The sequence below is a fragment of the Chelatococcus asaccharovorans genome (assembly GCF_003201475.1).
Lineage (GTDB): Bacteria > Pseudomonadota > Alphaproteobacteria > Rhizobiales > Beijerinckiaceae > Chelatococcus > Chelatococcus asaccharovorans.
On the sequence record NZ_QJJK01000001.1, the window covers coordinates 785,465 to 799,088 of the forward strand.

Consider the following 13,624-nt stretch of genomic DNA (forward strand, 5'->3'; position numbering starts at 1 on the left):
ATCATAGACAGGATTGAGATTGATGAACGGTGCAGAAGCGCTGGTGCGCACCCTCGCGAAAGCAGGCGTCGACGTATGCTTCGCCAATCCCGGCACGTCGGAAATGCATTTCGTCGCGGCTCTCGACCGCGTCCCCGGGGTGCGTTGCGTCCTGTCGCTGTTTGAGGGCGGCGCAACCGGGGCCGCCGACGGCTACGCGCGCATGGCTGACAGGCCCGCCGCCACGCTCACCCATCTCGGCACCGGCCTGACCAACAGCCTCGCCAATGTCCATAACGCGCGCAAGGCGCAGACGCCGATGGTCAACATCATCGGGGACCATGCGACCTACCACCTCCAGTACGAATCGCCGCTCAAATCGGACGTCGAAGCGCTCGCCCGGCCGATGTCGCACTGGCTGGGCCGTGCCGACACGGCGGCCGAGGTCGGGCCGAAGGCTGCCGAGGCGATCGCCGCGGCTTTGGTCGAGCCGGGGCAGATCGCCTCCCTGATCCTGCCGGCCGACGCCTCGTGGAATGAGGGAGGCGTCGTCGGCACGGTGCCCGCCTCGCCTCCCGCCGCGATCGTCGGCGAAGACGCCATCCGCGATACGGCTGCCGCACTCCGCGACGGCAATGCCCTCGTTCTGCTCGGCGGCAAGGCCCTGAGGGCCGCGCCCGCAGAAGTGGCGGCAGCGATCGCCGCCGGCACCGGAAACCGCATCGCTGCGCAAGGGCGAGATCCGCGTATCGAACGCGGCGCGGGGCGCGTTGCCGTGCCGCGCCTGCCCACCATGACGGGGCCGGCGGTGGAGGCCTTGCGCGGCATCAAGACGATCGTTCTGGTCGGTTCCAAGCCGCCGGTCGCCAATTTCGCCCATCCGGGCAAGCCGAGCCTGTTTGCCCCTGAAGACTGTCGCTATGTGACATTGGCAACGGGCGCGGACGACATGGCCGATGCTCTCTATCGCCTGGCCGATGCTCTCGGCATCAAGGCCGATGGAAGCCTGCGTATCGCCCGTGCCGACATAGCCCCCGCGGAAGGCGCCTTGACGCTGGAGGGCATCGCACAGTCGCTGGCCGCACTGATGCCGGACAATGCCATCCTCTGCGATGAGGCGGTGACCTCGGGACGCCCCGTGTTCGCCGCGACCCGGGCCGCCGCGCCCCACGACTATCTCTCGCTGACGGGCGGCGCCATCGGCATCGGTCTGCCGCTTGCCGCGGGCGCCGCAGTGGCCTGCCCCGACCGCAAGGTGATCCTGCTGCAGGCCGACGGTAGCGGGCTCTATACGGTGCAATCGCTCTGGACACATGCGAGCGAGAACCTCGACATTCTCACCATCGTCTATGCGAACAATGCCTATGCGATCCTGCGCAATGAGCTGAAAAACGTCGGCATCGACAATCCGGGCACCAATGCCATCCGTATGCTGTCGTTCGACAACCCGGCCATCGACTGGACTGGGATCGCGCGTGGGTTCGGCGTACCGGCCGAACGCGTAACGTCGATGGAGGGATTCAACGCCGCCTTGCGCGCCGGTGTTTCGCAGCGCGGTCCATCGCTGATCGAAGTCGCCCTCTAACTCCCAACGGCTTGAAGGCTGGATAACGCGTCGGACATCGGCCCCGGCCACGGCCACACCATTGAGATGCTCCCCATGAATCCCGATGCACAACTCTTCGTGGCAGGCCGCTGGCGGCCAGCCGAAGACGGGGCGACAGCGCCCGTCTACAACCCCGCCACCGAGGAAGAGATCGGCCGACATGCCGTGGCAAGCGTGGGCGATCTCGACGAGGCTGTCGAGGCGGCCGCCCGCGCCTTCCCAGGCTGGCGGGCGATCGGCCCGCTGGAGCGCAGCCGCCTCATGCGTCGCGCCGCCGGTCTCGTGCGGGATCGCGCCGCTGCGATCGCTTCGATCATGACCGCCGAGCAGGGCAAACCCGTGGCAGAAGCCGAGCGGGAAATCCGCAACAGCGCCGACATCATCGAGTGGTTTGCCGAGGAAGGCCGACGTGCCTATGGGCGCGTCATCCCAAGCCGCTCGCCCGATGTCATGCAGACGGTCCTCGAAGAGCCCATCGGCATCGTCGCGGGCTTTTCACCGTGGAATTTCCCAATCGCGCAAGCGGCACGCAAGATCGCCGCGGCACTCGCCGCGGGCTGCCCCATCATCCTGAAGGGCCCGGAGGACACGCCGGCCTGCTGCGCGGCCTTCGTTGCGGCCTTCGCGGAGGCCGGCATCCCCGAAGGGGTGGTCAGCCTCTTCTTCGGCGATCCCGCCACGATATCAGACCACCTCATCGCCCACCCGGGCGTGCGCAAGATCTCCTTCACGGGCTCGACGACCGTCGGCAAACTGCTGGCCGCGAAGGCTGGCGCCCATATGAAGCGCTGCACCATGGAACTGGGGGGCCACGCGCCCGCCATCGTTTGCGACGACGCCGATCTGGACGTCGCGCTGAAGACCCTGGCCATGGCGAAGTTTCGCAATGCGGGACAGGTGTGTATCGCGCCGACGCGCTTCCTGGTCCAGCACCGGGTCTATGATGCCTTTCTCGATATGTTCATCGGCACCGCGAAGGACATCCGCGTCGGGAACGGAGCCGACCCGGCCAGCGCCATGGGCCCGCTGGCGCACGGCCGCCGGCTGGAGGCCATGGAAAGCCTCCTGGCCGACGGGCTCAAACATGGGGGCGTTGCAGAGCTCGGCGGGCAGCGTGTCGGCAACAAGGGCCACTTCTTTGCGCCCACGGTCGTCACCGGGCTGGCGCGAGACGCCAGACTGATGAACGAGGAGCCGTTCGGGCCGGTCGCGCTGTTTGCGCCGTTCAACGACCTGGAAGAGGCGATCGCCGAGGCCAACCGCCTGCCCTACGGACTGGCGGCCTATGCCTTCACCCGCTCGGCTGCGGTGGCGCACAAGCTTTCAAGCGCGATCGAGACCGGCATGCTGTCGATCAATCACCACGGCATGTCGCTACCGGAGGTGCCGCACGGCGGCATCAAGGATTCCGGCTACGGCTCGGAAGGCGGGCTTGAGGCCCTGAAGGGCTACATGACCTTCAAATTCGTCACCCACGCGGTGGGATAATGCCGAAAATGGAAAAAGGGCAGCACATCGGCGCTGCCCTTCCTCATCCCGTTGGATTCCCTCTCCTGCAGCGCGCGTCAGGCGACGGGGTTTGAGAGCCTGCCGACGCCGGAGATCTCCACGGTGATCCGGTCTCCGCGCCGCATCCAGAGTGGCGGCTCGCGGCCGTGGCCGACCCCCGCCGGCGTGCCTGTGGCAATGACATCACCCGGCCGCAACTGAATGATGGTGGAGAGATAGGCGATCGTCTTCGGCACGGAATGGATCATCATGGCGATGCTGGAGTGCTGCACCTGGTCCCCATTGAGATAGGTCGTCAGCGTGAGCTGCGCGGGGTCCGGAATCTCATCGGCCGTGACGAGAAAGGGACCGCTGGCGCCGGACGCCTGGAAGTTCTTGCCGGCCGAGATGCAACGTTTCTGGTAGTCGCGCACGCTTCCGTCCATGAAGCAGGTATAGCCCGCGACGTAAGCCAGCGCCTCGCTCTCTGCGATATGCCGTGCCGGCCGACCCATGACGAGCGCGAGCTCGCCTTCGAAATCGAACGCCTCGGAGACGACAGGTGCCTCGAGCGGCTGTCCGTGGCCCACGATCGTGTCATCGACGCGGATGAAATAGCCGGGCCAGGGCTTCTCGGTCTTGCCGGCCTCGGCCGCGTGGTCGCGGTAGTTGGCGCCGACGCACAGCGTCTTCGAGGGGTTGGGAATGACAGGCAGGAACACCGCCTCCGCGAGTGCGATATCCGGCCGGGCATCGACCGCTGCCTCGCCCAGTTGCGCAAGAGCGCCGGTCTCGATCGCCGCGCGGAGCGTTGGGACATGTGGCAACTTGTTGCCCAGTGTCACCAGCCCGTCGCCGACGACAACGCCGAACGTCGGCTGGCCATCCTTCAGATAGCTCGCGAATTTCACAATTGGCCTCCGTTCAACCAGCTTGATCTGTCAGGTAGTCCCGGCGCGCCGCATCGAAGTCGTCGGCGCGCGTCAGGCGTCGCAGCAAGGCTGCATGATCGGTGGCAATCGCGGCCCCATCGCCACGCATGGCGACAAGCGCACCATGGGCCGCATCGATCGCAGCGGTCATGGCTTTCCTGGCACTGGGAAAAGCGATCCTGACTCGCTGGCTGGCGAGGTACTGGCTGTCATCCAGCTCAGCAGCAGGCTTCGGCGTGACGAGCGGCAAGGATACGGCATTGCTGATCGCTTCCAGTTGCTGCCGTGTTTTCAACCCCTGCAGAAACAGCGCATCGACGCCGGCCGCCTCATAGGCGCGCAGACGCGCAATCGTCTCGTCGAGCCCACCCTCGGCAAGGGCAAGATTGGTTCGCCCGATGATCACAAAACGCGGATCAGTGCGCCCTGCACAGGCCGCCCTGAGCTTGCCGCCGGCTTCCTCGACCGGGATGAGCCGGCTCTTTTGGCCCCCGTAGGCGGCGGGTAATTCGGTATCCTCGATCGTCACGCCGCAGAGACCTACGGTCTCGAGCTCGCGGATGAAGCGCCGGACATTGATGGCGTTGCCATAGCCATGATCGCCATCGGCCATCAAAGGCATGGACGTCGCGCGCGTCATCCGGTGCACCTGGTCCACGAACTCCGACATGGTGACGAGCGCGATATCCGGCGCGCCGAGGACCGAAAGGGCCACGTCGGAGCCCGGGATCATGCCGAGCTCGTAGCCGATGTCCTCGGCCATGCGCGCCGACAACGGATCGTAGATAATGGCGGGCCGTACGCAGCCGGCACCGGCGAGGATTGCGCGATAAGCCTCGCGCCGGCGCGCGATCGGCCCGCTCAAGCCGCCACCTGATTGCGACGGCCGCGGGCAAAATCCGCCGCGTTGTCATTCTTGTCGACGACGAGAGCCAAGGCGTCGTCGAAAGCAAACTCTACGGACACTGTCGCGCCACGCTCGAAGACGGCATGGGAGCCGACACTCGCATGCAGGATGTGGCCGCCGACGTCGATGTCGTAGCGGATGAGATGGCCGAGGAAGCCGGCCGCCGTGACGGTGCCTTGCATCTGATTCACACTGGCTCGTCCACTCGCCGCCGCCGCAAGACCTATGTCTTCCGGGCGGATGGAAACGACGATGCCCTCCCCCGCACGCAGGCTTCGGGTGGCGCGAGCCGCGATCTTACGCCCGCCGACGAGTGTCACGGAGCCAAACGCCCCTTCCGGGACATCCGCATCCACGGTCGCCGCGAGCACATTCGTGGACCCCATGAAGCTCGCAACGAATCCGTTGGCGGGGCGGAAGTAAATGTCCTGTGGCGTGCCCATCTGCACGATGAGTCCCTTGTTCATCACCGCAATCAGATCGGACATCTCAAGCGCTTCGGCCTGGTCATGGGTGACGTAGATGGTCGTGACGCCCAGCCGACCTTGCAGCGCCTTGAGCTCAGCCCGCATCTCATCCCGCAGAAGCGCATCGAGATTGGACAAGGGCTCGTCGAGCAGCAGCAAGCTTGGCTTCTTCACGATCGCGCGCGCAAGCGCGACACGTTGTTGCTGGCCACCCGAAAGCTGCGTTGCGGAGCGATCCTCGAAGCCCGTCAGGTCGACCGACGACAGGGCGCGCTCCACCATCTCCCTGACCTGCGCCGCCGTATATTTCTCGCGGCCGACACGCAGCGGAAACGCCACGTTCTCGAACACCGTGAGATGCGGCCAGATCGCATAGGACTGGAAGACCATCCCGATATTGCGCCGATTGAGCGGGATATGCTCCCCTGTCGCGGAATCGAAGAACGTGGTTTGGCCGAGCCGGATGGCTCCCGTGTTGGGTGTCTCTAGTCCCGCAATGCAGCGCAGGGTGGTTGTCTTGCCGCATCCGGAGGGCCCGAGCAGCGTGAAGAACGTCCCGTTTTCCAGCGCGAATTCGGCCTTCTGCACGCCGCCTGTCGTGCCATAGTAGATTTTCGACAAGCCGCTGACGGTGAGAGCGCTATGTTGGTTGTTCATCGGCCTTCACTTTCCGGAAATGAGGTCGGTTCGCCGACGGGTGATCATGTAGAGGGTCGCGGTAAAGATCGTCATGACTGATGTCCAGATCACGCCCATCGCAGCGACCTCACCACCCGCGCCGTTGACCCACTGGTCGAACATGGCCACGGAGATGGTCTTGGCATTGTAGCCGGCCAGCAGCACCGCAATCGACAATTCCTTGGCGGCGATGAGAAAGATGAAGAGCCAGCCGGCGATCAGCGATGGTGAAATCAGGGGCACGAGGATGCGCCGCAGGATCGTCGGACGGCTTGCCCCGGAAATGCCCGCGGCATCCTCCAGTTCACGATGGATCTGAATGATGCCGGCGTGCGAGTAGCGCATGCCGTAGGGCAGATAGCGAATCACAAAGGCGAAGCCGATCACCCAGAGCGTGCCATAAACCGGCAGCGGGAAGTTCAGCGCCATCTCGATCATCGCGACACCCAGAACGATGCCCGGGAAAACGAGCGGCACACTCGTCAGCTGATCGAGCAAGGCACTGCCTGGCCAACGCCGGACATTCATCCAGGCGGCGATGGATGTGATCAGGATCGCGGCCGTGGCGGATGCCGCTGCGACGATGACCGTATTGAGGGCGAGCTCCAGATAATATGACTGGGCGAACACGGCGCGGTAGTGGTCGAACGTCAGGTTGGTGAGGCCGGTCCAATTCACAGGGCGCGCGAAAGGCGTCAGCGAATTGTAGAGGATCGCTGCCAGCGGCAGGACCAGCACGAGCATCGCGTTGAACAGAATGAGCGCGGAACCGAGCCACTTGCTGCGGCCCAGATCGAAGGGACGCGGGCGGTAACCTTTGCCGGTGATCGATGCGAAGCGTTCCGCGTGCTTGGAGATCTTGCCGTAGTAATAAAGCAGGACGGCGACCACGAACATCAGCACGATGGAGAACGCACTGGCGTGGCCGAGCTGCGGCGGAACCTGGGTCATCGACAGATAAATATCGGTCGTCAACAGGCTGATCTTTGACGGTGTACCGATCAATACCGGAACATCGAAGGCTTCGAGATTGCGGATGAAAACGAAAAGCCCGAGGCCGAGAACCGCCGGCATCGCCAGGCGCAGGGAAATCCGCGTGACCGTCGCAAAGACGGAGGCACCCGCGATGCGCGCGGCCTCTTCCATATCGGCATTCGAACGGCGGAACGTCGCCGACAGAAGCAGGAAGACGAGAGGCGACCAGAGGAACCCCTCGATCAGCACCATACCGGTAATGGAATAGACGTTGAACAATGTTCCTGTCGGATCGACCAGCGCGCGATAAAGGCCATTGACCGGTCCAGCCCGGCCCAGGATATAGAGCCAGGCGCTGACATAGATGATGTAGGGCGTGCCGAGCGAAATGATCGCCGAGATATAGGCGAGCGACTTGAAGCGCACATTCGTGCGCTCCACCAGCCACGCGACGAGCCCGCCATTGACGAGCGACAGCAGCATCGCCAGCACCGAAAAACTCACCGAGTTCCAGGCACTCACATAGAGGCGGGGATCACTGAACAACGACGCGTAGTGGGACAGCGTGAAGACGCCGTCGTCATTGCCACGCAGGCTTGTCCGGAGCAGCACGATGACCGGTGGAATGACGATCACCGCCAGAATGATCGTGACGATGATCGCAGGCGCATACTCGGCCAACCGTTCGCGGGCCGACTTCCTATAGACCGGCAGGCTTCGTGTTGCGTCGAGGACCGTCATTTGAAGAGCTCGTTATAGACCGCAACCCATTTCGGAAGGCCCTCCTCGACCATGTTTGGCGTCAAGACTTGCACCTTGAACTTGCCCTCTTGCGGCTTCAACTCCGGGACCTTGGCGGCGACCTTCGGGTTGGCCGGGATATAGCCGGCCTCGCGGACGACCTTCTGGCCTTCCTCGGAAAGGCTGTAGTCTATGAAGAGTTTGCCGGCGTTGCGGTGCGGGCCCTTCAGCAACATCACCGTATCGAGGGTATTCGTCACCGGCTCAAGCTTGAGCCATTTGACCGGGGCGCCCTTGGCCGCGCTGAGCACGGAGTGATTGTTGAACGTTGCTATGGCGATGGGATATTCGCCAGCGATCACCTGGTCCAGCACCACGCGCTGGTTCGATGGCACGTTGATGAGCTTCTGGTCCGCGAGCTTGCGCAGATACGCCATCCCCTTCTCTTCGCCCATCGCGGTGAGGATGGTCCCGATAAAGCCGGCAGCGCCGCCCTGGGTCATCTGGTTGGTCCAGGCGATCCTGCCCTTCCATTTCGGATCCAGGAGATCGTCATAGGTCTTCGGCTCGTCACCCGGCGACACCATGTCGGTATTGACCGCCGCAACGAGGAAATAAAGTGCGTCGGCGGTCCAGAGACCGTCCTTGTCCTTCAGGTTATCCGGATAATCCTTGGCCGCATCTGGAATGTACTTTTCGATCGCATCCGCCTTCAAAAGCGGCCATAGCGACGATCCGCCGTGATGGACATCGCCGCGAACACCGCCGGCCCGCGCCTCGCCGAGCAGCTTCAGAAGAAGATCTGTGGCGGTCCCGGGAACGATCTGGACCTTGATGCCCGGATACTTTTTCTCAAAGGCGGCAGCGAGCGGACGTGCGAGCTGATTTTCCACGAAGGATGTGTACCAGATGACCTGGCCTTCCTTCTTCGCGGCCTCGATCAGCGCCGGATCGGATGCCTTGGCGCGATCCAATCCGCCGAACAATCCGGCAGCCGCCAGGACCAGTCCCATGAGACAATTGCGTGCAATACTCATCCGTTCCTCCCAAATCCTGCGCCTTCGGCGTCTGTGCGTTCCGCGGGAACCACCGGTGCAGCTAGTGGAGCGAATTTGACATTTGCGTCCCGCCTGACATGAGGCTCCAGATCAAATGTCAAATTCAAAAGCTCCACTAGAACCATTAACTTGCTAGTGGTTCTCGTGACTCCGACATTGGCTCCAAGGCTCGTATCAGGTGGATGCAAATGTCGGAGCAGAACCACTAGTGCCCGCGATAGTGCGGTTTTCTCTTCTCCTGGAACGCGACACGTCCCTCGATGCGGTCCTTCGTATCGCGGAGCAGGCCCCAGGTCATGCGCTCTTCGGTGATGGCCTCGGCGAGCGGTATGTTGAGACCGCGACGCACCAGTCCCTTGACGGCGCTGACCGCCAATGGCGCGTTGGCCGCGATCTTCAGCGCGATCGCCCGTGCCTCGCCCATCAATTCATCCGCGCCGACAATCCTGCTGATCAGACCGACGCGCAGCGCCTCACGGGCGTCAATCGTCTCGGCGGCGAGCAACATCAGCATGGCGTCGCTCAGACCGATCGCGCGCGGGAGCCGTTGCGTGCCGCCGGCGCCGGGTATCGATCCGACACGGACCTCCGGAAGCGCAAACTTTGCCGTCTCGACAGCGATACGGATATCGCACGCAAGCGCCAGCTCCAGTCCGCCGCCCATGGCCAGGCCGTTGATGGCGCAGATGATCGGCTTATCCATCTCGATTGCATCGACCCAGCGTGGCTCCCGTGCGCCCCCGCCGAAGGTGAGTTGTGCGTGGCTTTCGGCAGGCGGCATCGTCTTCTTGAGGTCCGCGCCGACGCAGAACGCCTTCGGCCCATCGCCACTGATGATCACGACACGCACGTCCGGATCGATACGCACACGGTTCAGCGCATCGAACAAGTCCTGCTGCGTCTCCGGATCGAGGGCATTGAGCGCCTCGGGCCGATTCAGGATGAGGGTCGCTATGCCCTCTTCGATTGAGAATTTGAGCGCCACGATGATCCTTCAGGCGTTTCGCAACCGGCGCCACTCAGACGGGCACCTTCAAGTCTATGGTTGATCCTCGCGTTCGACCGGCGTTCGCGTCAAACGACCTTTCGGGGACCGTTGCTTGACGAAAGGTCAAGCGGAAGGCACGCAGGCAGCGCGGAGAATGCCAGGATCGCCTCGGCGACGAGGGCGGGCGTCAACACCGGCATGACATGCCCCGAGGATATCGTCTGGAAGCTCATATCGGGAATCGCGCACGCATCCTGCGCGACCCTTTCCGGCGTCCGCGTGCCGTCGTCTGAACCCGCGAGCACGAGCGTGGGACAGCGAATGGCCGCCAGGTCCTTGGACAGGTCGAGCGAAAGCAGCATGTCGTAATAGGCGGCGTAGCTTGCCGGATCATTGCCCAGCGCGCGGCCGCGGAAGTCTCTCACCCAACGGTCATCGTCACGGAAACGGCGCGGAAAGGTAGCCTCGAGCCGGGCATCAACGCGGGCCCGCAGCCCGCCTTCGCGGATCGAGCGTGCCAAGGCGGCCGTTGCCTCACGCCGCTCGGGCGGGATGCCTGCCGCCAGGGACATCAGGACGAGGGACACGACGCGTGCCGGGAAGCGCGCCGCAAATGCGGCGGCAACCGCTGCACTCACCGCGACACCGGCCAAGATCACGGGGCCGCTGATGTCCAGACTGTCGAGGACCGCGCCGAGGTCGGCAACGAGATCATCCAGCGTCAAAGACGACACCTTCTGCGACAGGCCTGCCCCGCGCATGTCGTAACGCAGGATCCGATAGCCTGCGAGGCGAGGAACGACCTTGTCCCAGGTCTCGAGCGAGCCTCCCATCTCATGGAGCAGCACGATTGCCTGATCGCCCGCTCCCTCCAGCGCGTAGCGCAGGGAAACGCCATTGACGTCGAGCCAGTCGATTCGCGCGCCCATCAGCCCCCTCCGAATTCGGTTGCCAGGAAGGAGGGCCGGCTGCTCAGTTCCGTGTACCAATCGGCCAGTTGCGGACGGCCCTGGCGCCAGTTTTCCGCCGCGAAGCGGAAGTCAGCATAGGCCAGCGCGCAGCCAATCGCGATGAAACCGATATCCAGCGGACGGCCCCGCCATGCCGGCGCAGCGGCCTCCCAGGCATCGCCGACCCGCTGCAGCTTGCCGCGACATATGGCGACGTATTGCGGGGTGAGCGGATGATCGGCGCGCCTGCGTTCGCCATACCAACGCATGAAATTCGCAAGCAGCCCATCCGCCGCTGCCTGGCGTTGCCCCATCTCGATGCGCGCCGCAGGTTGGTCGGGAAACAGCGTGGCGCCCGCGACCTGCTGGTTGAGGAAATCACAAATGACACCGGAATCGTAGAGGCTCGTTCCGTCGTCGCGTATCAGCGTCGGGAGCTGGCCGAGCGGGTTGTGCCGCCCCACCTCCTCGTCCGCATTCAGGAAGGAGACAACCTTCGGCACCAGCTCGATCCGATCCGCGAGCCCGAGTTCATGGGCGCAGACAAGCACCTTGCGCACGAAGGGCGACCGATTCGAGGCGTAGAGTTTCATATCTGCCGGTTCCTCCCACCATCTTGTCGTTGACGCGAAGCTGTATTCCTGTCAATCGAATTGCAACACGTCATAATTGAGTTTTTATCAAGGGAGAGCGACATGCCCGCACGCTTACCGCCTTTGAATGCGCTGCGAGCACTTGAAGCCGCGGGTCGCTATGTGAGTTTCAGTCGTGCTGCAGAAGAGCTCCATGTCACTCCCGGCGCCATCAGCCGGCAGATCCGTGGCCTTGAGGAGACGCTCGGCTTCTCGCTCTTCGAGCGCCACCATCGCGAAGTCCGGCTGACGCCCGAGAGCCGCGCCTATGTGGAGGCACTGACCGACGCCTTCAATCAGATGGAAAGGGCCACGCGCCGTCTGGTTGATTCGCGCAAGCAGAACTATCTGCACATCCACACGGCCATCACCTTCACGATGCGCTGGCTGATGCCGAAGCTGGTGGACTTTCACGCACGCCATCCGCGGCGGGAGATCCGTATTTCCACCGGCCTGCCCGGCGCGGCGGATCTCAGCAACCTGCCGACAGACGTCGCCATCCAGATCCGCACGCCCGAGATCGTCGCGGCCGCCGCACCGGGTCTCATCGCCCATCCGCTCATGGACATTGAGCTTGTTCCCGTCTGCAGTCCGAGATTGATGGCAGAGGGCACCCTCGGTCGCGACCCTGGCCTATGGGAGCGTGTGACCCGTCTCATTTCTTCGGCACGACCCAATGACTGGGGCACGTGGGTCGATACGTCGGGAGTTGCAATTGACCCGCAGGTCGGCATGCGTTTCGAGAGTTCGAGCCTGGCCTACCAGGCTGCCATTCAAGGTATTGGTGTGGCCATGGCCATGAAACGCCTCGTGCAGGAGGACCTTGATGCAGGCAGGCTCGTCATCGCCCATCCGCTCATCCACCCGACAGGACTATCGTTCTATCTCATCTACTCCCAGGCCGCCGCCCAGATGCCCCAGGTGAAGGAATTCCGCGACTGGATCGTCGCGGCCGCGGCGAAGGCCCCGTGAGACACGCTGGTTATTGAGAAATCATCGTCCTCGACCTTGAGCGCACTTCAACCGAAGCCGCGATATCCTCGTTTGACCGTCGCCCAGCCTTCCAGCCATCGTGAGCAAACATCTGCGGTCCCGCATGCCCGGTTCGACCGCAGCCAGCGAGGATGGACATCATGCGGCACGACACGCCAGCAGCCGCGAGGTTATGCCTGTGACCTCGCGCGGCGGACCTCTATCCCGGGTTGTCGTTGTGGAAGCGATAGGGCCCGACGCGCCCGATGCGCTCGGCCACGCCGCCGGACTGTGCGGGCGCATGGCGGCCGACCTCGGCGCAACGGTCATTCGCCTCGCACCCTCCGGAAAGTCAGAGACCGGGGTGTTCCTGCATCACGGCAAGCGGCTCATCGCGACGACTGCCGAGGATTTTCTCAGGCACGTCGCGATACACGGCGCCGGCGCCGATGCGCTCATCTGCGACAGCGGCACGCATGCCCACCTGTCGCTCGGCCCGCAGACGATCGCTGTCCTCATCGGCATGTCGCTGGATGAGCCGCTGCGGGGCAGCGAACTGACGGCGGAGGCGCGCTGCGGTCTGCTGGACCTTATCGGCGACCCTGACCGCGCGCCCCTGCGCCTTGCCGGGCACCAGCTCGCCTATTCCGCCGGGCTGTCGGCTTATCTCGGGCTGGTTGCGGCGCTCACCCAGCGCGACGCCGGGCGGCCTGCCGGCCCGGTCCATGTCGACCTGCTCGATGTCGGGGTCTGGCTGAACTGGAAAGCCCTGAGCACCGCTGCCCGAACCGGCCAATCGCCGATGCGCCCGGGCGCCAAGGCCGAATGGACGATCGTGCCTTGTCGCGATGGATATGTCGCGCTCGTCTATCGGATCCAGGAATGGACATCGCTCAAGGTGGCGACCGGCGACGCACGGCTCGCGGACCCGCGGTTCGAGACCGTCGCACGCCGAAGCCAGAATCGCGCGGAGCTCAACGCAATCCTCGCGGATATCTTTGCCGGCAAGACGAGAGCCGAGATCCGTACGATGGCACTCAGCCATAAGCTGCCACTCGGCCCCGTGTGGACGCCGGAGGAATTGAAGCGCGATCCTCATATGATCGAACGCGGGTACTTCCAGCCGGTCACCGTCGACGGACAGGTTCTCGCCATGCCGAGCCTGCCCGTGCTCTGGAACGGCAGAGCCTTTCCACCCGGCGGATTTGCGCATGCGGCACAGGACAACAGGACTATTTCCGGATGATACCG

At 64.0% G+C, this 13,624-nt stretch carries 12 protein-coding genes; 4 read left to right on the plus strand and 8 right to left on the minus strand.

Annotation, left to right across the window (positions count from 1 at the left end; all coding sequences use genetic code 11):
- Nucleotides 1-22 precede the first annotated feature (22 nt).
- Nucleotides 23-1,564, plus strand: coding sequence for an acetolactate synthase large subunit (locus C7450_RS03720; protein ID WP_110372999.1), 1,542 nt, complete (start codon nt 23-25; stop codon nt 1,562-1,564).
- Nucleotides 1,565-1,639: 75 nt separating this feature from the next.
- Nucleotides 1,640-3,073 (plus strand): NAD-dependent succinate-semialdehyde dehydrogenase, encoded by a 1,434-nt coding sequence (locus C7450_RS03725; RefSeq protein ID WP_110373000.1) that lies wholly within the window; start codon nt 1,640-1,642, stop codon nt 3,071-3,073.
- A gap of 77 nt (nt 3,074-3,150) precedes the next feature.
- On the opposite strand, the gene C7450_RS03730 is transcribed toward C7450_RS03725, so the two are convergent.
- The 8 genes from C7450_RS03730 to C7450_RS03765 form a co-directional block, all read right to left on the minus strand.
- Nucleotides 3,151-3,984 carry a fumarylacetoacetate hydrolase family protein gene (locus tag C7450_RS03730; RefSeq protein WP_110373001.1) on the minus strand — a complete coding sequence of 278 codons (834 nt, stop codon included), beginning with the start codon at nt 3,982-3,984 and terminating at the stop codon, nt 3,151-3,153.
- 13 nt (nt 3,985-3,997) lie between these two features.
- Nucleotides 3,998-4,870, minus strand: coding sequence for an isocitrate lyase/PEP mutase family protein (locus C7450_RS03735; RefSeq protein WP_210206351.1), 873 nt, complete (start codon nt 4,868-4,870; stop codon nt 3,998-4,000).
- The gene (locus tag C7450_RS03740) at nt 4,867-6,036 is read right to left on the minus strand and encodes an ABC transporter ATP-binding protein (RefSeq protein WP_110373002.1); all 1,170 of its coding nucleotides are present in this window, start codon (nt 6,034-6,036) and stop codon (nt 4,867-4,869) included. Before C7450_RS03740 ends, C7450_RS03735 begins: the two co-directional genes overlap by 4 nt.
- A gap of 6 nt (nt 6,037-6,042) precedes the next feature.
- Entirely contained in the window at nt 6,043-7,773 is a 1,731-nt protein-coding gene (locus tag C7450_RS03745; RefSeq protein WP_110373003.1) for an ABC transporter permease, read from the minus strand.
- Entirely contained in the window at nt 7,770-8,810 is a 1,041-nt protein-coding gene (locus C7450_RS03750; protein WP_110373004.1) for an ABC transporter substrate-binding protein, read from the minus strand. The genes C7450_RS03745 and C7450_RS03750 overlap by 4 nt, the downstream gene beginning before the upstream one ends.
- Before the next feature lie 226 nt (nt 8,811-9,036).
- Nucleotides 9,037-9,816 (minus strand): enoyl-CoA hydratase/isomerase family protein, encoded by a 780-nt coding sequence (locus C7450_RS03755; protein ID WP_110373005.1) that lies wholly within the window; start codon nt 9,814-9,816, stop codon nt 9,037-9,039.
- Between the two features lie 89 nt (nt 9,817-9,905).
- Complete coding sequence (locus tag C7450_RS03760; RefSeq protein ID WP_110373006.1) at nt 9,906-10,748, minus strand: alpha/beta fold hydrolase; 843 nt, start codon at nt 10,746-10,748, stop codon at nt 9,906-9,908.
- Nucleotides 10,748-11,362 (minus strand): glutathione S-transferase N-terminal domain-containing protein, encoded by a 615-nt coding sequence (locus tag C7450_RS03765; protein ID WP_110373007.1) that lies wholly within the window; start codon nt 11,360-11,362, stop codon nt 10,748-10,750. The genes C7450_RS03760 and C7450_RS03765 overlap by 1 nt, the downstream gene beginning before the upstream one ends.
- Nucleotides 11,363-11,464: 102 nt before the next feature.
- On the opposite strand from C7450_RS03765, the gene C7450_RS03770 reads away from it, so the two are divergent.
- Complete coding sequence (locus tag C7450_RS03770; RefSeq protein ID WP_110373008.1) at nt 11,465-12,373, plus strand: LysR substrate-binding domain-containing protein; 909 nt, start codon at nt 11,465-11,467, stop codon at nt 12,371-12,373.
- Between the two features lie 238 nt (nt 12,374-12,611).
- The gene (locus C7450_RS03775) at nt 12,612-13,619 is read left to right on the plus strand and encodes a CoA transferase (protein ID WP_170147026.1); all 1,008 of its coding nucleotides are present in this window, start codon (nt 12,612-12,614) and stop codon (nt 13,617-13,619) included.
- Nucleotides 13,620-13,624 lie beyond the last annotated feature (5 nt).